The following is a 20,541-nucleotide window of genomic DNA, read 5'->3' as shown; positions in this document are numbered from 1 at the left end:
TGCTCTCCCAAGCGCACCACCACAAGGCCTTCGCCCTGGCGAAGTCGTGGTCGGTGGCGCGCGAGCTCGATGAATCCCAAGCCTGGCTCTATGACCAACAGGGGCCGACGCGTGTGCTCATCGTGGGTGCGGGAGGAATCGGCACGCAGCTCATGGCCTACCTCGCGCCTTTCGGCGCGCACATCACCGCGGTGAACCGCTCGGGACGCCCGGTAGACGGCGCGGACGTAACACTGCCTATCGAGCGCGTCGACGAAGCATGGGGCGAGGCGGATTTCGTGGTGAGTATCCTGCCGGCGACGGCCGCTACGGAAGCTCTCTTTGATGCCGCTGTGTTCCGCGCCATGAAGCCCTCGGCGGTGTTTATCAACGTCGGCCGCGGCAGCACCGTGGTGACTGATGATCTCGTGGACGCACTGCGCACGGGCGAGATCGCCGGAGCGGGCCTCGAGGTTATGGACCCGGAACCGCTTCCGGATGGCCACCCGCTCTATGAGCTCCCCAACGCCACGCTGACCCCGCACATGGCGGCCTCGGATCACGTGGCCCAGTACCACTTGGGTGCTATCTTCAATGCCAACGCCGCCGCGTGGGAGCGCGGCGAGGACATGCCCACGCGCGTCGACCCGGACGCCGGATACTAGCTAAGGAGTATGTGCATGAAGTACGCCATCGAACCACACCCGTGGGAGGAAACCATCGAGGTGCTTGACGCCGCGGGCTTTGAGCGTGCCCCGCTCGATGAGGCCTCCTTCCTCATCTACACCGGCGACGGCAGCGATTTCCCGGATCCGCTCCCGGAGAACATTGGCTTCGTGCAGATTCCTTCGGCGGGCGTGGACCACGTGCTTGAAGTGATGAAGGAAAGCCGCGTGCCGTGGTCGAACGCGGCCGGCGTCTACGACAACACGGTGGCGGAATCCACCATCGCGCTGCTCCTGGCGCAGCTGCACGCGCACCGCCGCGTTAACGGCACGTTTGATTCCTATGCAGAGATGGAGGCCCACACCTCCTACCTTTATGACGATAAGACGTTGGCGATTATCGGCGCCGGTGGCATTGGCAAGCGTCTGATTAGCATGCTCTCCGGTTTCGGGCCGCGCATCATCGCGGTCAACCGCTCCGGAAACCCGGTCGAGGGCGCGGAGGAGACCTACCCGATTTCCCAGGTGGACAAGGTCTGGCCGAAGGCAGATTACTTCGTCCTTATCGCTCCGCTGACCCCGGAGACCCGCCACATGGTGGATGCGGAAGCTTTCCAGCAGATGCCGAATCACGCGGTGGTGGTTAACGTGGGTCGCGGCCCGCTCATCAAGACCGAGGACCTCGTTGCGGCACTGGAGGCAGGGGAGATCGCGGGTGCGGCACTCGACGTCACCGACCCAGAGCCGCTGCCGGAGGACCACCCGCTGTGGCAGGATAAGCGCGTGGTTATTACCCCGCACATTGCCAATACGCAGCGCTCCGTTCGCGAAAAAATTGGTGCGCACACCATCAAGGTGGCCGAGGCCTTCGCGGCGGGGGAGGAGCTGCCCACGCTGGTTGACCCGAAGGCAGGTTATTAATGGAGAACCCCGATATCCGCGTTGGCGATGCTGAGCGTTCCGCGGCCCTGGAACAACTGAGCCAGCACTTCGTCAACGGCACGTTAGGCCCCGATGAGTTTGAGCAGCGTACCGGCGAGGCCGCTGCGGCACGCACGCGTGGGGACGTGGCCAAGCTCTTTGAGGACCTGCCGGAGCTTTCCACCCCCAGCGCCACAACACCCGCACGCCGCCACGAGGCGGAGCTGGAGGACATGCTTTCCCGCGGACGTAAGGTGCAGATAGTGGATTCCGTCATCTGGTCGGTGGCGATGATCGCGCTCTTTCTGGGCCTCTTCGTCTTTGACTGGAGCTATTTCTGGATCTCGCCCGTCATCGCGTTCTTCGCTTCCTGGGCTGCGCGCGGGGTGTTGAAGTTCAGCGAGTCGGATGAAGAGCTCTTCGATGAGCTTTCCGAAGGCGAGAAGAAAAAGCGCGCCGAGCGCCTGCGTGCCGCAGCTGAGCGCCGCCGTGAGCTCGAGGCCTAACTAAAGGCCGATCCGCGCCCATAGCTGCACAAAATCCCTGACAAGCGGGCAGACCTTCCGTACGCTGGTATGGCATGAGCAACACCGAACGTGAAGAAGTTCTGTCCAAAGCCCGCGCCGCCAAGGCGGTGGCGCCACAGTTCGCGCAGCTGCCCACCCCGCGCAAGAATGAAATCCTCAACCGCGCCGCTGAGAATCTGATTGCGCACACCGAGGACATCCTCGCTGCCAACCAACTCGATATCGAGGCCGGCCGCGCCAATGGCATGTCCGAGTCCCTCATCGACCGCCTGTCGCTGGACGCCGCCCGCATCGAAGGCATTGCCGGGGGCTTACGCCAGGTCGCTTCCCTCCAGGACCCGGTAGGGGAGATCCTGCAGGGCCGCACCATGGATAACGGCATCCAGATGAAGCAGGTGCGTGTGCCGCTCGGCGTGATGGGCATGGTCTACGAGGCCCGCCCGAACGTCACCGTCGATGCATTCGGCCTGGCCCTGAAGTCCGGCAACGTGCCGCTGCTGCGCGGTTCCAAGTCCGCGAAGAACTCCAACGCCAAGCTCGTGGAGCTACTCCAAGACACCCTCGCGGAGTTCGATCTGCCGCGCGAAGGCGTGCAGCTTTTGCCCTGTGAGACCCATGATTCCGTGCAGGATCTCATCACCGCCCGCGGCTTGGTGGACCTGGTCATCCCGCGCGGCGGCGCGCGCCTTATCAACGCCGTGGTGGAAAACGCCACCGTCCCCGCCATCGAGACCGGCACCGGCAATTGCCACTTCTACGTCGATGCTTCCGCCGACTTGGACAAGGCCATCGACATGGTGGTCAACGGCAAGACCCGCCGCACCTCGGTGTGCAATGCCACAGAGGGCGTGCTGATCGACGCCGCACTGGACGACGCTGCCAAGCTCCGCATCATCACCTCCCTTCAGGAGGCAGGGGTCACCATCCACGGCGATGTGAAGGATCTCGAAGCCTTCGGAGTTAAGGACGCCGTGGAGGCCACCGACGAAGAGTGGCGCGAGGAATTCCTCTCCATGGATATCTGCGCCAAGGTGGTCGACGGCGTTGATGGCGCCATCGCGCACATTGCTGAGTACACCACCGGCCACACCGAAGCCATTGCGGCTCAGGACGCCGACGTCTTGCTGACCTTTGCCAACGAGGTAGATGCCGCAGCGGTCATGCTCAACGCCTCCACCGCGTTTACTGATGGCGAGGTCTACGGTATGGGCGCCGAGATCGGCATCTCTACCCAGAAGCTGCACGCGCGTGGCCCAATGGCTTTGCCGGAGCTGACGTCTACCAAGTGGGTGCTGCAGGGCACCGGCCAGACCCGCCCCTAGAACCAGCTCGAAAAGCTACTCGAAAGCTACTCGAAAGGAATTTTTCGAGCCTGACCTGCGCAAAACAATCTACTCGAAAACTTTTCGAGTAGATTGTTGGCCTTGCGCGGGGTTCGTGCTGCGCGGCGGGAGAGGACTGGGTACTCTAAAGCGCAGTAATAACAATGAACTGATTGGTGCCTTCCCCTCATGCTGTCTCGCATTGCTTCCTCCGTAGCAGCCGCCGTCGTGGCCGCAGCCGCCCTCATCGTCCCCCACACCATTTCCGCACCCGTCGCGCATGCCGACGAACAGTGCCCCGCCGTGGTGGTCGTCGCCGCGCGCGGCTCCGGCCAGAACGGCCAGATCTACCCCACGCAGTATTCCAACCAGGGTGGCCGGGCCTCCAATGGGTGGGAGGGCGAATCCATCCGTGCCATGCTGCGCGGCGCTGAAGCGCGCTATCAGGCAACCCACGGTGGCAACTCGCTGATGAAGGACGTCTACGTGCTGGGGCTGGAGCCGCAATACTACCCGGCGACGTACCCGGAGTATTCCGTGCCGAACGAGTCGCTTCCCACCACCGCGGCCGATTTGGTGCGCCTAGCCGCACAGTACGCCAACCCCGTCATCAACACCGCGGTCTCCGCCATCAACCAGTTCATGTACTCCGTACAGACCGGAAAGCGCGGGGTGACCAGCGCGATCAACAGCTATGAAGCCGCTACCGGCTGCCACCCGCAGTACATCCTGTCCGGCTACTCCCAAGGAGCTATGGTCCTGTCCAACCACGAGCTGGAGCTAGCCCACCGCGACCAGCTCGCCGGTGTCGTGACCTTTGGTAACCCGCTGACCCGCGCCGGCGATCCGGCCGTTGTCGGCGCGACCCAGGGCGCGGGCGGCCCGATGGGCCACTTCCCGCAGCTGCGTGCCAACGTCAGCCGCGTGGACTACTGCCTGCCCCTCGATGCCGTGTGCGACCTCTCCGCCCACACCCTCTACGCCGCTAAGCCCACTGGCGGCTCCCACGGCCAGTACTTTTTCACCTACCACGAGTGGGATAACCAGGTCTATGATTCCATCGGCAGCATGGTAGACAGCGTTCGTTTCCGCTAAACAGGAAAGTGTGAAGCCTCCTTCTTTTAGCATGTGTGCCGCGCTTGGCGCAGCAGCGTTTCTTCTGAACGTTCCTGTGGCCTCGGCGAGCGGTGTTGACACCTGCCCCGAGACCGCGGTGCTCGTCGCGCGCGGCTCGGATCAGAACGAGGAGCAAGGCGAATACGTGGGCCCGCAGCGCTACTCCGCGCGTGCACCAGAATCCACGGGCTTTGAGGGACGTAACTTTGCTGCGCTGTTTCACCAGGTCGAGCAGCGCCATCCGGGCGCTATGGATGGCGTCTATGTGCTAGCGCTCGATCCGGAGGCATACCCTGCCGCCATGAACCTGCCGCCTTTGGCACAGGAGGGGGAGGAACTCAGCCCGCGTGACGTCGTGCGGCGAATCATGGAGATCCTCCAGCAGTCCCCCATTGGGGACTTGGCGTACTCGGTGACGCTGGGGGTCGTCGATAGTCTGCGCACCGGTGTTCGCAACGCCCCGAAGGTGGTCGAAGACTATGAAGCCACCACCGGCTGCCGCCCGCGCTGGGTGGCAGCTGGCTACTCGCAGGGCGCGCTCGTCACGACAAGCGTTGAAAGCTACCTCGCTGATACCGGGCGCCTGCATGCGGTGCTTACGTTCGGCAATCCGCTCCACCAGGTGCCGTGGGCTCAGAACCGCGCCGGGCTGCCGGAACACCGCGCCGTCGATTATTGCTTGGACGGTGACTTCGTCTGCGACTTCTCCGTGGAAGCCGCCAACCGCGCCCTGGCCACGAAGGCCAAGCGCCACGCCTCCTACTTCCTGGGGGAGCCTACTGAGCAGGACGTGCAGGTCATTGATGCTGTGGCCGGTATACTCACCAGCCATGACTAGTCCACAACGCATCGGCATCATGGGCGGCACCTTCGATCCGATCCACAATGGCCACCTCGTCGCTGCTAGCGAGGTAGCCCACCGTTTCCGCCTCGATACGGTGGTCTTCGTGCCCACCGGCCAGCCCTGGCAAAAGGCCGATAAGCAGGTCACCGCCGCCGAGCACCGCTACCTGATGACCATGGTGGCCACCGCATCAAACCCGCGCTTTACCGTCTCCCGCGTAGACATTGACCGCGAGGGCCCCACCTACACCATCGATACGCTGCGGGACTTGCACGAGCTTTTCCCCGATGCCGAGCTCTACTTCATTACCGGTGCGGATTCTGTGGCCTCCATCATGAGCTGGCGGAATTGGGAAGAGATGCTGGAGATGGCGCACTTCGTCGGCGTGACCCGCCCCGGCTACGAGCTCCGCAAGGACATGCTGCCGGAGGGCTCCCAAGACGACATCGAGCTAATCGAGATTCCCGCCATGGCCATTTCCTCCACCGATTGCCGCGCCCGCGCCCAGCAGGGCCAGCCGGTGTGGTACCTGGTGCCGGATGGGGTGGTGCAATACATTGCCAAGAATCACCTCTACAGCCCGCACCCGGAAAAACCGCTGTAGTTTCCGCGCATTCGCGGGGGAATCCGACTAGGAAAATGCGCCATGTCGTGTAAGACTAGAGTTCTTAAGAGAAAAGTACTTGTGTAGGGATTGTCATGTCGATTACTGATGAAGCACGCCAGATGGCGGAAACCGCCGCCTTGGCTGCGGATGAAAAGCTGGCCACCAACATTGCCGCTATTGACGTTTCCGACGTGCTGGCGATTACCGAGGTCTTCGTCTTGGCCTCTGCCGATACCGAGCGCCAGGTGGCGTCCATCGTCGAGGAAGTCGAGGACGAGCTGACCAAGCAGGGCTTTGAGCCCAAACGCCGTGAAGGCAACCGCGAGAACCGCTGGGTTCTGCTCGACTATGGCCCCATCGTGGTCCACGTCCAGCGCAACGATCAGCGCGAGTTCTACGGCCTGGATCGCCTCTACCACGACTGCCCGCTTCTCGACATCCCCGGTCTGGATACCCCAGAAAGGCCCGGCGAGTGGTCTGATGAAGTCAACCCGCGCGACGTGGACTCGATCGATGAGATTCCCCTGGCCCAGCCAGAGCCGGAAGATGACGAATTATGACCCGCCGTCTCCTCCTCATCCGCCACGGGCAAACCACGTACAACGCCACCGGACGGATGCAGGGGCACCTGGACACCGAGCTGTCGGACGTAGGGTACTCCCAAGCGCGCGCTGCCGCTGATCTGCTCGAGGATAAAGACATCACCGCGATTGTCGCTTCGGATCTCATCCGTGCCCGCGAAACCGCTGAGATCATCGCTCGTCACTTGGGGCTTGAGGTAACCGTCGATAAGCGCCTGCGTGAAACCCACCTGGGGGAGTGGCAGGGGATGACCTCCGCCGAGGTGGATGAGCAGTACCCCGGGGCGCGTGCGCTGTGGCGCCACGACCCCACCTGGGCGCCACCGCAGGGCGAAAGCCGCGTTGACGTGGCCAACCGCGCCCGCCCGGTCATTGATGAGCTCATGCAGGAGCACTCGGACTGGGATGAAGGCGCGGTGCTTGTCGTCGCGCACGGCGGCGCCATTTCCGCGCTGACCTGCCACCTTTTGGGCCTTGAGCACCACCAGTACGGGATTCTTTCCGGTCTGAAAAATACCCATTGGTCGCAGCTGACCGCGCGGCCCGAGTTCGACGCCGCTCGTCCGCTCTCCCCGCTGGAATTCACCCCGGAGAACGTCGCCCGCGCCCAATGGTACTTTGACGGTTGGAATATGGGCGGTGCTGTCGTTGGTGGTGCAGGGGCGGACGTCTAGTGATTCGCGTCGTCACCGATTCCGCCGCGGGGTTGCCGGCGGATATTGTCGAGGAACTCGACATCTGCGTCGTGGACCTGCACGTCATGGAAAGCCACGGCAAGGATGGCGCGGAGCTGTCCACCTCTGGTCTGACTGCCCTAGAGCTAGCGGCCCTGTATGGCCGTCAGATGGAGCGCTCCGGGGATGACGGGGTGCTAGCGATCCACCTGTCGAAGGAGCTGTCTTCGACGTGGTCGGCGGCGGTGACCGCCTCCGGGGTTTTCCCTGACACCGTGCGCGTTATCGATTCCGGTACCGCGGGCATGGTCATGGGGGCGGCTGCCATGGCCGCGGCCAAGCTTGCCCAGGAAGGCGCGTCACTCGATGAGTGCTATGCCGCCGCCATCAACACCCTCGAGCGCGGGCACACATTGGTCTATCTCAGCTCGACGGAGGAGCTTCGCCGTTCCGGGCGCATGTCCGCGGCCACGGCGATGCTGTCGACCGCGCTGCTGGCCACCAAGCCGATCATGGCGATTGAGGGCGGCAAGCTGGAGATGGTGGGCAAGACCCGCACGCAAACCAAGGCCTTTACCAAGCTCGTGGATCTGGTGGCTTCCCGCGCGGAGGGCAAGCCGGCGTTCATCGTGGTCCAGTACAACGAGGACAAGGTCTCGGCCCGCCGATTGGAGGACCTGCTGCGCTTGGCGTTGCCGGACTCTTCCTTCATGCTGGTGCCGCTTACCGACGTCCTCGCGGTCCACGTCGGCCCCGGAGCCATCGGCGTCTCCGCGGTCTTTAGCTGACGGCGGAGCCGAGCTAAAGACGTTGTTGACGCCTGCAACAAGTTATCCACAGGCTGCGGCTCAAGCTCTCGACGCGTGCTGAGACGCTGCGTAGCGTCGCGGGCATGAACGCCATTGCTGATCGCCTCCGTGACCTCACCCGCCCCACCGGGGAAGAAGAACTGCTCAACGTCGACTTTCCGCGCGTGCGCGTGCCACCCTGGCTGGCGCTTGTCGTAGCGGGTTTAGCTGGCGTTGCGCTCCTCGCCTGGCTGGGGCTGAGCCGCAGCGCGGAGAACCCTTATGAGGTTGCCGCGCCGAGCAGCGAGGTAGCGGCCGACATCGTGGTCTCCGTCGTGGGCGACGTAGAGGAGCCGGGCCTGGTGACCTTGGCGCCGGGCGCGCGTATCAACGACGCCCTCGAGGTCGCGCGCCCACGCGTTCCCACCGACAACCTCAACCTGGCGCAGAAGCTTAACGACGGCGAACAGATCACCGTCGGCGCTCCTTCCGCTGCCCCAGGTGCCGCGGCCGAAGACACTATCTCCCTCAACTCCGCCACCGCGGAGGAACTCACTGAGCTTCCCGGGGTGGGGCCGGCCACGGCAGCGGCAATCGTGGCACACCGCGAAGAAATCGGGAGCTTTACCACCGTGGAGCAGCTCATGGACGTTTCCGGCATCGGGCCGGCGAAGTTCGCGAAGCTCAAGGACAAGGTTCGGACGTGAGAGAACTGCGGCTGGTGCCCGCCGCGGTGGTCGCATGGTTGGCCGCTCTCGCAGTGCTCTTCGGCCACCCCTGGCTGCTGGGTGGGCTCGTGGCGTTCGCACTGCTGCGCGGGCAATGGCGCGGCCAGGGGATACTGTGCGCGGCGAGTGGGGCCATCTTCGCCATCCTTGCGCATGTGCGCTCGGTGCGCGCAGCGGACTTTCACTTCGGTACGGATGTCACGGGAAAGCTGGCCGCCGATCCTCTACAGACTACCTCCGGATGGATGGTGCGCTTGCGCGTGCCCGGTTACCCGGCGCAGCTGCCGGTCTTCCTCAAGGAGAAGCCAGAGGCCTTCAGCGGCTCCCTCGTCACGGTGCACGGCCACCCCGGTCCGTCCGACCGGGTAGGGGTAGGGCAGACCGTCTTCAGCGGTGAACTCACCGCGCACGCCCACAGCTGGACAGCCGCAGTGGCGGAGAACTTCCGCGCCGTGTGCGATAACGGCCTCATCCCCGGCATGGTGCTGGGCGATACCAGCCTGCAAACCCCCGAGGACAAGCAGCTCTATATCGATACGGGGCTATCGCATTTGAGTGCCGTGTCCGGCTCCAACGTTGCCATCGTGTGTACCGCGGCCGCGTTGGTGGTGCCGGGGCCGCGGGCGCGGGTGGGGGCGTCGGCAAGCGCGTTAGCGTTATTCGTGGGTCTCGTGGGGTGGGAGCCCTCCGTCCAGCGCGCCACCGTCGCTGGGCTGGCCGGCTTGGTGGCGGTGCTCCACTCCTCGAAGATGGAACCGCTCCATGCTCTCTCCCTCGGCGTGTTGTTCCTCCTCGCGGCAGACAGCGACCTGGCCGTCAGCTTCGGCTTCGCGCTCTCCGTGGCGGCCACCGCCGGCATCGTGGCGCTCAGCCCCCTGTTGCTGCGGGTGCTGGGGACTGGCATCGTTGCGCGAGCCTTCGCCGTGGCCATTGCCGCGGATATCGTGACCATGCCACTCATCGCGCTCATGTCTGGGCGGGTCTCGGTGGTCTCTGTCATCGCCAACGTGCTGGTGGCCCCAGTCGTGCCGATGATCACCGTCGTGGGGCTTATCGCCGCCGCCCTGGCGCAGGTGGGGCTGGGCAGGCCTCTCGTGATCCTCATTGAGCCCTTGGCGGATTGGGTTCACTTTGTCGCCTCCTCGATGCCCGTGACCACCGTGGTAGCGGGCCCCATCGCGGTGCTGTTGCTCGGCGGGTGGATCATCGCGGCGTTGCTAAGATGACAGGCATGTCTTCAGCCCCCGTGCACCTCATCCTCGGCGATGATGAATTCCTAGCCGAGCGCGCCCGCCTGAGTATCCAACACGGCGAGGTAACCAAGCTCAAGGCCTCCGAGGTCAGCGAGGGCGAGATCCTGGAAGCGACCAGCCCCTCCCTGTTCGGGGAGGACCGCGTCATCGTCATCAGCGACGTGGAGAGGGCCGGCAAGGAGGTCACGAAGATCCTCCTCGACGCCTGCGCTAACCCCATGCCCGGCATCACGCTTATCCTGATGTACTCGGTGACGGCGAAGACACTGAAGAAAAAGAAGAAGCCGCCGGAGCTCATCGCGGCGCTGCGCAAGACGGCCGAGGTGCATGAGGTCTTTTCGCTTTACCCGAACGAGCTCGCGCAGTGGGCCACCCGCGAGTTCGCTTCGCACGGAGTGCGGCCCACCCCGGATGTGGTGCAGGCGCTTCTCGACGGCGTCGGCTCCGACCTCCGCGAGCTCGCCTCCGCCATCTCGCAGCTCGTCTTCGACACTGGGGGCAAGGTGACCCGCGAGGCGGTGCACGCGTACTACGTGGGTGTGGCCGAGGTGGCCAACTGGGATATCGCGGATGCTGCTGTGGCAGGCCGCGGGGAGGCCGCGGTCTCCACGTGCCGCCGCGCGCTGCAGTTGGGGGCTAGCCCCGTGGCGATCGCCTCGGCGCTGGCCAACAAGGTGGGCAATATCGCGCGCCTGTACACTGCGCGCGGGGATCAGTATTCGCTGGCCTCCCAGACCGGCATGGCGCCCTATGCGATTAAACTCACCCAACCGGTGGCGCGGCGCTGGTCGGGGGAGAATATCACCAAGGCCGTCATCCTCATGTCGGAACTGGACGCCGCGGTCAAGGGCCAGGGCGGGGACGAGGACTTCGCCATCGAGGCGGCCGTTAAACGGGTGGCGGAGCTGGCGCGCTAGACTAACCCTCCATGGATGACATCCAGAACTTTGCCACCAAGCTTTTCGACTTTGCCCGTAATGGCGATGCCACACTGCTCGAGTACATCAAGCAGGGCGTCAACGTGGACATGGTGAACCAGGACGGGCAGTCCTTTGTCATGCTTGCCGCCTATCACGGCCATGCGGAGCTGGTACGCCAGCTCGCTGCGGCGGGGGCCGACGTCAACCTCCTCAACGATCGCGGCCAGTCGCCGTTGGCTGGGGCGATTTTTAAGAAGGAGGACGCGGTGATCGACGCGCTTCTCGACGCCGGCGCCGACCCCTCCGCCGGCCAGCCCAACGCCCTCGACTCGGCCCGCATGTTCGGCCGCGAGGACCTACTCGAGCGCCTGTCATGAGCTGGTCCGCGTTCGCGGCCATCCTACTGATGAATCTCGTCGGCGCGGCAGCGCCCGGCCCCGACATCGTCCTGGTGACGCGCTATGCTACGCGCTCGCGCCGCCACGCCATTGCGGCGGCAACCGGTATCCAGGTGGGCGTGCTGTTGTGGTGCACGTTGACCGTGTTCGGCGCGGCCGCCCTGCTCACCGCCTTCCCTGGCGTCCTCTCGCTGATTCAGGTGATTGGTGGCTGTTTCCTGGTCTTCATGGGCGTGCTCTCCATTCGCTCTGGGTTGGAGCTGCGCAAGCAGCCGCCCGTCGATGAGGAGGAGGCGGCCGCTCGCTTGGGCTCGGTGGGCAAGGTCTTCCGCACGGGTTTGGCCACCAACCTGTCCAACCCGAAGATCGTTCTCTTCCTCGCCGCTATGGTCGCCCCGCTGCTGCCGCCCCACCCACCGGTGTGGCTTTCGGTGGCGCTGGTGCTCAGCCTATCGCTGTCGAGCTACCTGCTGTTTGTTGTCCTCTCGACGGTCATTTCTACCCGCGCGATTCGCCGCCGTCTGCTGGCCGCCGGCCCGTGGATCGACATCGCCTCCGGCGTTTTCTTCGTGGTGGCTGGCTGCGCCCTGGTGTGGGCCGGCATCCAGGCCGCCTAGGCCTGCTCGAGCAGCTCTTTGAGCCACTGCGACCACGCCGCGACCGTGCCGGAGCGGCGGCGCAGGGTCGTATCGTTGAGCCCCAGATTGGCCGCGCGCATGAAGACCAGTGCTTCTTCTTTATTCACCGCTCGGTGGGTATCCACGACGTGCTGCACCATGTCCCGGAACACCGGGCGGGAAGCCAGGGCCTCGATGAGGGTGAGATTGCGTTCATCGCGCGTGCCGCTGAGCTTGGCCAGACCTAGGTAGCGGGCGGCGTTGCTGTAATAATCAGCCTGGCGCGGGGTAAAGCCGAATTTCTCGGGCATATCCGCTTTATCCACAGGGTTCTCCAGCAAGCTGATGACCCTTGCAAAGGAGTCCGCCTGGGGGAAAGGTACGCGCGTGTCTTCGACCTGCGTGCGCGCCAGCACCGCGCGCACCGTCGCGTCAGTTACGCCTGACTCGCCCAAAACATAGCGAGCCGCGCTCACCAGCTCGATGCTGCGGAAGTCCTCCGGCTGCCTAAACGCGTAGCGGTAGAAGTGGAAAACACCGTTGGAATAGACCAAGTAGACCGGCACCACTTCCTTCTCTAAAGCCAGCGAGAAGCGGCGGAAAGGGAAGTAGAGCTGGCGGATATTGAAGTCGGGGGAAAGGTGGTTCTTCGCCTCCACGAGCACGAGGTGCTCGGCGGATTCGAAGCCGGCATCAATCTCCATCTGGGCGCGGTCCACCACGACATCGCGCCCGCCGATACGCATGGGCAGAGTGAGCGTCGACATGCGCCCGCTGACCGTGGGCACCAGCTCCCCTCCCAGGAAATCATCGAGCATCCCGCTTAAGCTCGCCGCGGTCAGCGCCGCGGCTTCCGACGTCAGGTTCTCGAAGTCAATGGACTGGATGTGGCTGGGAACCGGCATCGACTTCAGCGGCCCGGCCTGCTCCGGGAAAGGCTGGTACAGGTCAAAACGGCCAATCAGGTAGGCATCGCGGCGCATCGGCAGCATGGATAACCCGTGCTGTCGAAACACCTCGGGGCGCGCTGCCGAAAAGTCATGCTTGGCCATCAACCGCGGCTCGCGGCCCGATAGCTCCTTAAGCTTCGCGGCGGGCAGTATCGCGAAGCCCTGGGCCGCGATGTCGGCGGCGATGTGGGGGTAGACGAGGTCCCAGGCGGCGTCGTTAAGCATAATTGCGCACGAGCACCTCATCGACCTTGCCGCGCTTCGAGGCCACGGAATTCACCGCGCGCGTGGCACCCACGATGTCGATGCGGTAGTCCGCGTACAACTCCTTGATGAAGTCCGTCGCCGAATTCGACAGCAGGAACTTCACCCCGCGGGCGTTGAGATCGTCGCAGGTTTCCTTCAGCCGAATCTGATCCGCGCGGCCAAAACCACCCGACTGGTAGCCGGTGAAATTGCTCGTGGGGTTGACCGGATCATAGGGCGGATCGAAGTAAACGAAATCCCCCTCGTTGGCCTCCACCGCAGCGTAGTCGCCGTTATAAAACGTCACGTCGTGGGTGGACAAGTACTCCGAGACCGCGCGCAGATTGGGCTCATCGCAAATCTTCGGGTTGGCATAGCGGCCAAACGGGGCATTAAACTGGCCGGCGTTATTCACCCGGTAAAGCCCGTTGTAGCAGGTCTTATTCAAGAAAATCGTGCGGGCAGCCCGTTCGACGGGGCTCACGTGCGCAAAACCCGGCTCACGGTCGCGGGCGCGCATCTCGTAGAAGAAATCCGAATCATTCGGATAGCCCTTTAACAGGGCGATGAGCTCGTCCACGTTATCGCGGACCACCTCGTAGACGGTGATGAGCTCGGTGTTCAGGTCATTGACCCGGGCGCGTTCGGGCGCCAAAGAAAAAAGAACCGCTCCACCGCCCAAGAATGGTTCGACATAAGTGTCGAAACTCTCGGGCAGCTTGGAGTGGATAACGGGCAGCAGTTGGCGCTTTCCCCCCACCCACTTCAGGAGCGGTTTCATTTAGGCCATCTTGTTGAAGGCGGTGGCCATGCCGGACTTCTTGTTAGCCGCGGTGTTGCGGTGGAAGACGCCCTTAGACACGGACTTGTCCAGTGCGCGGGAGGCAACGCGCAGCTGCTTCTCGGCTGCAGCCTTGTCGCCAGCGGCGACGGCCTCACGGAACTTGCGGATCTCGGTACGCACGGCGGAGCGTACGGACTTGTTGCGCTGACGAGACTTCTCGTTGGTCAGGATGCGCTTCTGCTTGGACTTGATGTTTGCCATCGTTATACCTCTTAGAGTCGTAGGAATGTGTAACCGAGGAAGGCGGACCCAAGGTCCTGACCGCCAGCGTGCCCCGGCATCCCAAAAAATTTAGCAGGGCTCGGACCGAATTCCCAAATCAGGCCCAGTGATAACGCGAGCGCAGCCGGTTAGCAATGCGTTCGAAGCGGCGTTCCGGGAAGAGCGTGCCTTGTCGGCGGCATTGTTCCTCGGAGATCTCCAGCACGCGGTCCATCCGAATCCAGCACTGACGGCCGGATTCATCCCACTCACCAGTGCCGATATCGAGCCATTCCTCTTTGTTTGCGTGGCCCGGGTTGGGGGAAATGAGCAGACCCAGCACGGTGGTGCGCGTCCGCGAGACAATGAGCACGGCCCGCTCGCGCGGCGGGGACTGCTTGCCATCCGAGGGTGCCCACACCCACACGACTTCCCCGGAGTCTGCCTGCCCGTCCATGTCGGGGGTGAAGAAGACGCTGCGCGGGTGGGCGTCGGCACACTCGACACGAATGTCGGCGGCCTTGCGGGGTTCCGTCACGGAATCGTTCTGGTTTAGTCCTAGGCCTTCGGTGATGCGCTCGAGACCGACATCGACAGGCTCAGGGCCTCCGATACCGAGAATGCGTGCCAACCTAGACATGTCGTCTATTCTAAACACATGTCTACAAACTTCGCGGCCACTACGTTTACGGATCCGTCCAAGATCCGAAACTTTTGCATTATCGCCCACATCGACCACGGCAAGTCGACGCTGGCTGATCGCATCCTGCAGTTGTCGCAGGTGGTGGAGGAGCGCGACATGCGCGACCAATACCTTGACAACATGGATATCGAGCGCGAGCGCGGCATTACCATTAAGGCGCAGAACGTGCGCCTGCCCTGGATTCCTCAATCCGGCGCGTGCAAGGGGGAGGAGATCGTCATGCAGATGATCGATACCCCCGGCCACGTGGACTTCACCTACGAGGTTTCGCGTGCACTGGAGGCGTGTGAGGGAGCCATCCTGCTTGTCGACGCCGCCCAGGGCATCGAAGCCCAGACCCTGGCCAACCTTTACCTGGCCATGGAGAATGACCTGGAGATCATCCCGGTCCTCAACAAGATCGACCTGCCCGCGGCCGACCCGGAGAAGTACGCCCTGGAGATCGCCCACATCATCGGCTGCGAGCCGGAAGAGGTGCTGCGCGTCTCCGGCAAGACCGGCGAGGGCGTGCCGGAGCTGCTGGATAAGGTTGCGGAGCTTGTCCCGGCGCCCACCTCCGAGTTCGGTCCCGATGCCCCGGCCCGCGCTATGGTCTTCGACTCCGTTTATGACACCTACCGCGGCGTGGTGACCTACATCCGTATGATGGACGGCAAGCTCACCCCGCGCCAGAAGGTCACCATGATGTCTACGGGTGCCAACCACGAGCTGCTGGAGGTGGGCATCGTCAGCCCCACCATGCAGAAGTGTAAGGGCTTGGGCCCGGGCGAGGTGGGCTACCTCATCACCGGCGTGAAGAACGTGCGTGAGACCAAGGTGGGTGACACGATTACGTGGGCGTCGAATGGCGCGAGCGAGCCGCTCAAGGGCTACGCCGACCCGAACCCCATGGTCTACTCCGGCCTGTTCCCCATCTCCCAGGCGGACTTCCCGGACCTGCGTGACGCGCTGGAGAAGCTGCAGCTTAACGACGCCTCCCTCACCTTCGAGCCCGAGACCTCCGTCGCCCTGGGCTTCGGCTTCCGCTGTGGATTCTTGGGCCTGCTGCACATGGAAATCACGCGCGACCGTCTGGAGCGCGAGTTTGGCTTAGATCTGATTTCCACGGCTCCCTCGGTGACCTACCGCGTGGTGGCGGAGGATGGCGAGGAGTCCATGGTGCACAATCCGTCGGACTGGCCCGGCGGCAAGTTGCGTGAGGTCTACGAGCCGATTGTGAAGATGACCATCATCGTGCCGGAGGAGTTTGTGGGCTCGACGATGGAGCTGTGCCAGTCCAAGCGTGGCCAGATGGGCGGCATGGACTACCTGTCTGAGGACCGCGTGGAGCTGCGCTACACCATGCCGCTGGGCGAAATCATCTTCGACTTCTTCGACATGTTGAAGTCCCGTACCAAGGGTTATGCTTCCCTCAACTATGAGGAGGCCGGCGAGCAGCTGGCGGACTTGGTGAAGGTCGATATTCTGCTTAACGGTGATCCGGTGGATGCCTTCTCTGCCATCGTGCACCGCGAATCCGCACAGTGGTACGGCAACAAGATGACGAAGAAACTCAAGGAGCTGATCCCACGCCAGCAGTTCGAGGTGCCTGTCCAGGCGGCCATCGGCTCGAAGATCATCGCGCGTGAAAACATCCGCGCAATGCGCAAGGACGTGTTGGCCAAGTGCTACGGCGGCGATATCTCCCGTAAGCGCAAGCTGCTGGAGAAGCAGAAGGCGGGTAAGAAGCGTATGAAGTCCATCGGCTCCGTGTCGGTGCCGCAGGAGGCTTTCGTGGCGGCGCTGTCCACGGATAGCGATTAAGAGAAACTAAGCTTCACTGGGAGGCTCTTTTCGCTTTGATGAAGGTGCTTCATTGGCATTGGTTAATTGAAGCACCGTATCGTCGTGACGAATAGGTGCTGAGGCATCGTGCGTTGAAACAATGACCGTTTTTTCGCGTGCAAGATCTTCAATAATTCCCCACACCAATGCCCGTGAATTCTTGTCTAAGCTACTGGTTGGCTCATCGAGGACCACAATTGACCCAGGCTTAGCGATCAATGCTCGTGCCAAGGCGATTCTTTGTTTTTCCCCACCGGATGCCCCACCGTCTTCACCCGCTACATCGGAGTTCTTCTTGCAGCCCGTTGAAGAAAACTCGTGTAGTCCTACTGCTGTGAGTAACTCGTCAGCTTTGCACACGGCTATTGATCTGCCAAAAACAACGTTGTCTATGGCGTTGGCGTTTAACAGGCTTGCGCTTTGAGGCGCATACGTTGAATTTTCCCTTATCTCACAAGATTCTTGTTGCAAGGGTAACGAATACTCATTTAGATTTAGGAACCCTTCCAAAACCGTCGTTTTCCCTGAGCCGCTTGGACCAAGAACCCAGATTGGTCTTTGTTCATGTCGCTGGTGTGCCGAAGCTGCCATGTCAGACAAACGCAGTATTTGCTCATTCCACAAATCCACGTTTTGGCTTGTTGCGGCGATGAACCCCGTTGGGCGAATCTTTTCGCTTGCTTCACTCGCATGGGAAACTGAAACAGCGAGTGTGGACACTCCAAATCCGACGGATTGAAGAGGCGTAATGGCTGCAATGGCGATTCCTGTAGACGAAATAATTGATCCGATTGCCTGCGCATCTCCATTATTTGTTCGAAGGATAATGGCTATAATGAGAACGCAAATCGTTATTGCTAAAACGATTCCTTGGGCAACATACAGCCGCCGCGTCATGGTATAGGAATAGACTCCAGCGCGTTCTACTGTGCTTCGATCTTTTCTATAGCGAGATTCCAAAAATGCTTGGGTAGAAAACACTGTCGCTTCTTTCCAGAGGGACAAAGAATTCCCTAGGACGCCGAAACTGCGCATGCTCTCTTTGAAAAACTTTGTCTGGGCGTTCTGGTGGCTTTGGATTAGCCGATAGCTGACCACACAATAGGTCACAATGGCTGCTGTGAGGATTATTCCTTCTAACCAAGTGCTGGCAATAACGACTAGGAAAATGCCGGAGGCTAAAGAAATGGTTGCCGGCAATATAGACAGGTAGATGCTGGATAAAGTGTCACGATAAGCGGAAGCCTCGCTATCAATGGCAAATGAGATCTCTCCGTTATCAGCATGTGATCGTGCGCTAGGGCTGGCATCGATGCTATCGGTGAGAGACCTAGCCATTCGCTCTGACTGCAGCTTTTGCTCAATCGTTCCATACGTTGGAAGTAATATGTATCTCGCGGATGCTCCTAAAAACCAAATCAGAGAATAGGTTATAGAAAGCTTTAGGCCAATTGTAATGAAGTCTTCTCTGTTTGAACTATTAAGGAGAGAGTTGACTCCACTTCCGAGAACATACGGGGCAATAACTGTAGAAATTGACGAAATTACAATGGAGACGAGGACTAAAAAGTTGTTCCAAGGCGATAGTTTCCAAGATTGTGTAATGACTTGTCGTATAAGTTGCATTCGGAATCCATTTTTAAATGACTCGTGATTATCGTGATATCAGATGAGTCTATCCGAAGGGGACTGGCCCGGGTCTGAATTCGTTTCCGAGGTAGGTGCTTAGAGTTTTTAATGCATCAGGTCTATCGTCCTGCAGTCCCGAGGGTCAGTCGTTGCTTAGAAGCCGGGCTATGTACCACGGCGAACCGTCAAGCGAGGTCTACCGATGCGATGAGGATGGCGTGAGCCGGCGCAGCGGTTGGACATCATTTTTGCTTTGGACGAGTTTCCAGGATTCTCTGTTTGTAATAATCGCGATCCGCCTCTTGCATGCGAGAAAATTCCATGAGTACGCCCGGCCAAGTGGGAAATGAATCTACCAGATTCTCCGACATGTTCGACAACGGCGAAAAAGCGATCTCGCCCCATCTGACTCCTATGCCTACTCTTTCAGAGTAATCTGTGCTGTTTAGAGGACCAACACACCACTGGCTCCCTGATGCGGCATTCATCCATATCCCCGTTACGGCTATGATTCGGGAGACTGTGTCTTCATAGCTGTGTTTAGAATTGAGGATTTCGAGAAGGGGTTCGACGGGAAACTCTTGTGCGCCATCGGTAACTTGCTTCTTCTGGGAAGATGTCAGCTCTGTGAGCACTGTGGGGACTGTTTCTGTGAGGAAGTCCTCTAGCCGGTTTCCGAATTGCTGTTGATATCCGTCAAGCCACATGGGGTCTCCTAGGTTATATAGGGCGGATGATCCAGGCTCCTGAACCGTTATTTAAAGTCCTGTCGAAAAAGCAGGTTGCAGATCTAGCCCAGTATCCAGTATTTTGTTGCTCTCTGAGGAAATCAAGTCGATTCCAGCATTCATTTTCGGCAAGGAAGATTTGAGTGTTGTGCCTCGACCCCGTAACCGGAACGCTGTATTACTGGGCGTTAAAGGAATAGCTCCCAGTCAGCTCGTTGTGGATGACGACGGTATAGTCCTGGCCGTTGGCATTGGCGCCGTCGATAAGCGTCTGCAGCTCCTGTGAGTTGTAATGACGGCTTAAGCCGACGTAGAACACTGCAAGGATGACGAGCCCTGCCACGAGGATGGCGGCGGGGATGAAAATGCTGCGGAATCGGGACATGCCGTCGACGTTAGTAGAGAGCCGGTTTAATCGCATCCCACGCCGGCTGCAATTGCTTGCCAAACATCACCCAGTCGTGGGTGCCGTCGGTGAGGTAGTCGGTGGTGTGGGGGATTGAGGCGTCGGCAAGCGCGGCGGAAAACTCCTCCGTACAGCGACGCGAGCCAGCCTCCAAAAGGGTGCCCCCGATGCGATCATTGACGGTTTTCCCGGGGTAGGCCGCCAGTTCCTCGTCCGTCCACGCGCCCGAGGCAGCGGCGAGATAGAGCGCCGTGCCGCGCAGCCCCTCCGGGTGGGACATGACGTCATTGCGCAGCCAATCCTCCGAACCGCGCGGCCCCCACATGTTCTTCGGGTCACCGCCTTTAGTACGCACCGTCAAGTCCACCGTGCCCTGGCCCACCTGGCTGGTGGTGGAATAGCAGCCGGAAATGCCCGCCACGCCATTGAAGAAACCCGGGTTGTTGTTCGCCATCATCACCGCGCCCGACGCGCCCATGGACAACCCAATGAGCCCGCGCTTGCCGTTGTGGTTCAGCTCCGACTCCACTAGCGGAGCCAGTTCTGTGATGAGGAACGTTTCCCACTTGTGGCGGCCCAACTTCGGGTCATCCTCTCTCCAATCGGTCCACATGGATCCGGCTCCCTGCGAGGGGATGACGATGCTGGCGTCGGATTCGCCGAAGACGCGCTTCACATGCCCCTTGGTGATCCAGTTCGAGGTCTCCGGGGAGTCTACGCCCTCGAGAAAGTACACAACGGGCCCGCCGTTGCCCACGACGACGTCGACAGGAATGTCGCGCCCCATCGACGGCGAGGAGATGATCCACTTCTCACGGCCAGGTTCGTCGGTGGCACGCCGCTCAACGAGGGAGACCTCGTCGATTTCTTTAATCGGGTACGGGTATTCTTCCTGCACCGTGGACCACGCGTCGGTAAGCAGATGGGAGGAGGTGCCCAAACCGTCGATAACGTTGAACATGGTGTCGACGGCCCACTGCGATGAGGCCTCGTCGCGGCTCGACAATTGGTAGGAGGAGCCGGGCGTGAACATCAGGGAGCTGGCCACCAGCGCGGAGAAGAGCTTCATA

General features: G+C 61.5%; 24 protein-coding genes. 16 read left to right on the top strand and 8 right to left on the bottom strand.

Annotated features, from left to right (window positions below; genetic code table 11):
• The 15 genes from RDN59_RS00710 to RDN59_RS00640 form a co-directional block, all read left to right on the top strand.
• The coding region (locus tag RDN59_RS00710) for an NAD(P)-dependent oxidoreductase (protein WP_308606122.1) at positions 1-644 on the top strand (644 nt) is incomplete at its 5' end.
• 15 nt (positions 645-659) lie between these two features.
• Positions 660-1,565, top strand: a complete 906-nt coding sequence (locus RDN59_RS00705; protein ID WP_308606121.1) for a D-isomer specific 2-hydroxyacid dehydrogenase family protein — start codon at positions 660-662, stop codon at positions 1,563-1,565.
• Complete coding sequence (locus RDN59_RS00700) at positions 1,565-2,071, top strand: DUF1707 domain-containing protein (RefSeq protein ID WP_308606120.1); 507 nt, start codon at positions 1,565-1,567, stop codon at positions 2,069-2,071. Before RDN59_RS00705 ends, RDN59_RS00700 begins: the two co-directional genes overlap by 1 nt.
• A gap of 74 nt (positions 2,072-2,145) precedes the next feature.
• Entirely contained in the window at positions 2,146-3,414 is a 1,269-nt protein-coding gene (locus RDN59_RS00695) for a glutamate-5-semialdehyde dehydrogenase (protein ID WP_308606119.1), read from the top strand.
• 189 nt (positions 3,415-3,603) lie between these two features.
• Positions 3,604-4,509, top strand: coding sequence for a cutinase family protein (locus RDN59_RS00690; protein ID WP_308606118.1), 906 nt, complete (start codon positions 3,604-3,606; stop codon positions 4,507-4,509).
• 10 nt (positions 4,510-4,519) lie between these two features.
• Positions 4,520-5,368 carry a cutinase family protein gene (locus tag RDN59_RS00685; protein WP_308606117.1) on the top strand — a complete coding sequence of 283 codons (849 nt, stop codon included), beginning with the start codon at positions 4,520-4,522 and terminating at the stop codon, positions 5,366-5,368.
• Positions 5,361-5,978: a nicotinate-nucleotide adenylyltransferase gene (nadD, locus tag RDN59_RS00680; protein WP_308606116.1), complete on the top strand. Its 618-nt coding sequence runs from the start codon at positions 5,361-5,363 to the stop codon at positions 5,976-5,978. The genes RDN59_RS00685 and nadD overlap by 8 nt, the downstream gene beginning before the upstream one ends.
• A gap of 95 nt (positions 5,979-6,073) precedes the next feature.
• Positions 6,074-6,541 carry a ribosome silencing factor gene (gene rsfS / locus RDN59_RS00675; RefSeq protein WP_046648992.1) on the top strand — a complete coding sequence of 156 codons (468 nt, stop codon included), beginning with the start codon at positions 6,074-6,076 and terminating at the stop codon, positions 6,539-6,541.
• Complete coding sequence (locus RDN59_RS00670; RefSeq protein ID WP_308606115.1) at positions 6,538-7,236, top strand: histidine phosphatase family protein; 699 nt, start codon at positions 6,538-6,540, stop codon at positions 7,234-7,236. Before rsfS ends, RDN59_RS00670 begins: the two co-directional genes overlap by 4 nt.
• Positions 7,236-8,024, top strand: coding sequence for a DegV family protein (locus RDN59_RS00665; protein WP_046648993.1), 789 nt, complete (start codon positions 7,236-7,238; stop codon positions 8,022-8,024). The genes RDN59_RS00670 and RDN59_RS00665 overlap by 1 nt, the downstream gene beginning before the upstream one ends.
• A gap of 104 nt (positions 8,025-8,128) precedes the next feature.
• Positions 8,129-8,731 carry a ComEA family DNA-binding protein gene (locus tag RDN59_RS00660; protein ID WP_308606113.1) on the top strand — a complete coding sequence of 201 codons (603 nt, stop codon included), beginning with the start codon at positions 8,129-8,131 and terminating at the stop codon, positions 8,729-8,731.
• Positions 8,728-9,978: a ComEC/Rec2 family competence protein gene (locus tag RDN59_RS00655; RefSeq protein WP_308606112.1), complete on the top strand. Its 1,251-nt coding sequence runs from the start codon at positions 8,728-8,730 to the stop codon at positions 9,976-9,978. Before RDN59_RS00660 ends, RDN59_RS00655 begins: the two co-directional genes overlap by 4 nt.
• Complete coding sequence (holA, locus tag RDN59_RS00650) at positions 9,975-10,922, top strand: DNA polymerase III subunit delta (RefSeq protein ID WP_308606110.1); 948 nt, start codon at positions 9,975-9,977, stop codon at positions 10,920-10,922. The genes RDN59_RS00655 and holA overlap by 4 nt, the downstream gene beginning before the upstream one ends.
• Before the next feature lie 11 nt (positions 10,923-10,933).
• Complete coding sequence (locus RDN59_RS00645) at positions 10,934-11,302, top strand: ankyrin repeat domain-containing protein (RefSeq protein WP_308606108.1); 369 nt, start codon at positions 10,934-10,936, stop codon at positions 11,300-11,302.
• Positions 11,299-11,940 carry a LysE family translocator gene (locus tag RDN59_RS00640; protein ID WP_308606106.1) on the top strand — a complete coding sequence of 214 codons (642 nt, stop codon included), beginning with the start codon at positions 11,299-11,301 and terminating at the stop codon, positions 11,938-11,940. The genes RDN59_RS00645 and RDN59_RS00640 overlap by 4 nt, the downstream gene beginning before the upstream one ends.
• On the opposite strand, the gene RDN59_RS00635 is transcribed toward RDN59_RS00640, so the two are convergent.
• The 4 genes from RDN59_RS00635 to RDN59_RS00620 form a co-directional block, all read right to left on the bottom strand.
• Entirely contained in the window at positions 11,937-13,115 is a 1,179-nt protein-coding gene (locus tag RDN59_RS00635; RefSeq protein ID WP_308606105.1) for a hypothetical protein, read from the bottom strand. The two genes, RDN59_RS00640 and RDN59_RS00635, sit on opposite strands and share 4 nt — an antisense overlap.
• Positions 13,108-13,917, bottom strand: coding sequence for a DNA adenine methylase (locus RDN59_RS00630; RefSeq protein WP_308606104.1), 810 nt, complete (start codon positions 13,915-13,917; stop codon positions 13,108-13,110). Before RDN59_RS00630 ends, RDN59_RS00635 begins: the two co-directional genes overlap by 8 nt.
• Positions 13,918-14,181, bottom strand: a complete 264-nt coding sequence (gene rpsT, locus RDN59_RS00625; RefSeq protein WP_010190855.1) for a 30S ribosomal protein S20 — start codon at positions 14,179-14,181, stop codon at positions 13,918-13,920.
• 118 nt (positions 14,182-14,299) lie between these two features.
• On the bottom strand, positions 14,300-14,821 hold the full coding sequence (locus RDN59_RS00620; RefSeq protein WP_308606103.1) for a type II toxin-antitoxin system PemK/MazF family toxin: 522 nt from the start codon (positions 14,819-14,821) through the stop codon (positions 14,300-14,302).
• 18 nt (positions 14,822-14,839) lie between these two features.
• Between RDN59_RS00620 and lepA the strand changes: the two genes are divergently transcribed.
• Positions 14,840-16,687: a translation elongation factor 4 gene (gene lepA, locus RDN59_RS00615; protein ID WP_308606102.1), complete on the top strand. Its 1,848-nt coding sequence runs from the start codon at positions 14,840-14,842 to the stop codon at positions 16,685-16,687.
• A gap of 6 nt (positions 16,688-16,693) precedes the next feature.
• On the opposite strand, the gene RDN59_RS00610 is transcribed toward lepA, so the two are convergent.
• The 4 genes from RDN59_RS00610 to RDN59_RS00595 all read right to left on the bottom strand — a co-directional run bounded on the left by RDN59_RS00610 (position 16,694) and on the right by RDN59_RS00595 (position 20,540).
• On the bottom strand, positions 16,694-18,334 hold the full coding sequence (locus RDN59_RS00610; RefSeq protein WP_308606101.1) for an ABC transporter ATP-binding protein: 1,641 nt from the start codon (positions 18,332-18,334) through the stop codon (positions 16,694-16,696).
• 245 nt (positions 18,335-18,579) lie between these two features.
• Positions 18,580-19,044: a hypothetical protein gene (locus RDN59_RS00605; RefSeq protein ID WP_308606100.1), complete on the bottom strand. Its 465-nt coding sequence runs from the start codon at positions 19,042-19,044 to the stop codon at positions 18,580-18,582.
• Positions 19,045-19,243: 199 nt separating this feature from the next.
• The gene (locus RDN59_RS00600; protein ID WP_308606099.1) at positions 19,244-19,450 is read right to left on the bottom strand and encodes a hypothetical protein; all 207 of its coding nucleotides are present in this window, start codon (positions 19,448-19,450) and stop codon (positions 19,244-19,246) included.
• Between the two features lie 10 nt (positions 19,451-19,460).
• Entirely contained in the window at positions 19,461-20,540 is a 1,080-nt protein-coding gene (locus tag RDN59_RS00595; protein WP_308606098.1) for an alpha/beta hydrolase family protein, read from the bottom strand.
• Position 20,541 lies beyond the last annotated feature (1 nt).

Origin of the sequence: uncultured Corynebacterium sp. (genome assembly GCF_902489365.1) — a bacterium.
Taxonomy (GTDB): Bacteria; Actinomycetota; Actinomycetes; order Mycobacteriales; family Mycobacteriaceae; genus Corynebacterium.
This window is presented reverse-complemented; position numbering and strand designations above follow the sequence as displayed.

Excerpts from the sequence above, each read along its gene's own strand:
- RDN59_RS00705 (WP_308606121.1), top strand. The coding sequence starts at position 660 with ATGAAGTACGCCATCGAACCACACCCGTGGGAGGAAACCATCGAGGTG.
- RDN59_RS00700 (WP_308606120.1), top strand. The coding sequence starts at position 1,565 with ATGGAGAACCCCGATATCCGCGTTGGCGATGCTGAGCGTTCCGCGGCC.
- RDN59_RS00695 (WP_308606119.1), top strand. The coding sequence starts at position 2,146 with ATGAGCAACACCGAACGTGAAGAAGTTCTGTCCAAAGCCCGCGCCGCC.
- RDN59_RS00690 (WP_308606118.1), top strand. The coding sequence starts at position 3,604 with ATGCTGTCTCGCATTGCTTCCTCCGTAGCAGCCGCCGTCGTGGCCGCA.
- nadD (WP_308606116.1), top strand. The coding sequence starts at position 5,361 with ATGACTAGTCCACAACGCATCGGCATCATGGGCGGCACCTTCGATCCG.
- rsfS (WP_046648992.1), top strand. The coding sequence starts at position 6,074 with ATGTCGATTACTGATGAAGCACGCCAGATGGCGGAAACCGCCGCCTTG.
- RDN59_RS00670 (WP_308606115.1), top strand. The coding sequence starts at position 6,538 with ATGACCCGCCGTCTCCTCCTCATCCGCCACGGGCAAACCACGTACAAC.
- RDN59_RS00660 (WP_308606113.1), top strand. The coding sequence starts at position 8,129 with ATGAACGCCATTGCTGATCGCCTCCGTGACCTCACCCGCCCCACCGGG.
- holA (WP_308606110.1), top strand. The coding sequence starts at position 9,975 with ATGACAGGCATGTCTTCAGCCCCCGTGCACCTCATCCTCGGCGATGAT.
- RDN59_RS00645 (WP_308606108.1), top strand. The coding sequence starts at position 10,934 with ATGGATGACATCCAGAACTTTGCCACCAAGCTTTTCGACTTTGCCCGT.
- RDN59_RS00640 (WP_308606106.1), top strand. The coding sequence starts at position 11,299 with ATGAGCTGGTCCGCGTTCGCGGCCATCCTACTGATGAATCTCGTCGGC.
- RDN59_RS00635 (WP_308606105.1), bottom strand. The coding sequence starts at position 13,115 with ATGCTTAACGACGCCGCCTGGGACCTCGTCTACCCCCACATCGCCGCC.
- RDN59_RS00630 (WP_308606104.1), bottom strand. The coding sequence starts at position 13,917 with ATGAAACCGCTCCTGAAGTGGGTGGGGGGAAAGCGCCAACTGCTGCCC.
- rpsT (WP_010190855.1), bottom strand. The coding sequence starts at position 14,181 with ATGGCAAACATCAAGTCCAAGCAGAAGCGCATCCTGACCAACGAGAAG.
- RDN59_RS00620 (WP_308606103.1), bottom strand. The coding sequence starts at position 14,821 with ATGTCTAGGTTGGCACGCATTCTCGGTATCGGAGGCCCTGAGCCTGTC.
- lepA (WP_308606102.1), top strand. The coding sequence starts at position 14,840 with ATGTCTACAAACTTCGCGGCCACTACGTTTACGGATCCGTCCAAGATC.
- RDN59_RS00610 (WP_308606101.1), bottom strand. The coding sequence starts at position 18,334 with ATGCAACTTATACGACAAGTCATTACACAATCTTGGAAACTATCGCCT.
- RDN59_RS00605 (WP_308606100.1), bottom strand. The coding sequence starts at position 19,044 with ATGTGGCTTGACGGATATCAACAGCAATTCGGAAACCGGCTAGAGGAC.
- RDN59_RS00600 (WP_308606099.1), bottom strand. The coding sequence starts at position 19,450 with ATGTCCCGATTCCGCAGCATTTTCATCCCCGCCGCCATCCTCGTGGCA.
- RDN59_RS00595 (WP_308606098.1), bottom strand. The coding sequence starts at position 20,540 with ATGAAGCTCTTCTCCGCGCTGGTGGCCAGCTCCCTGATGTTCACGCCC.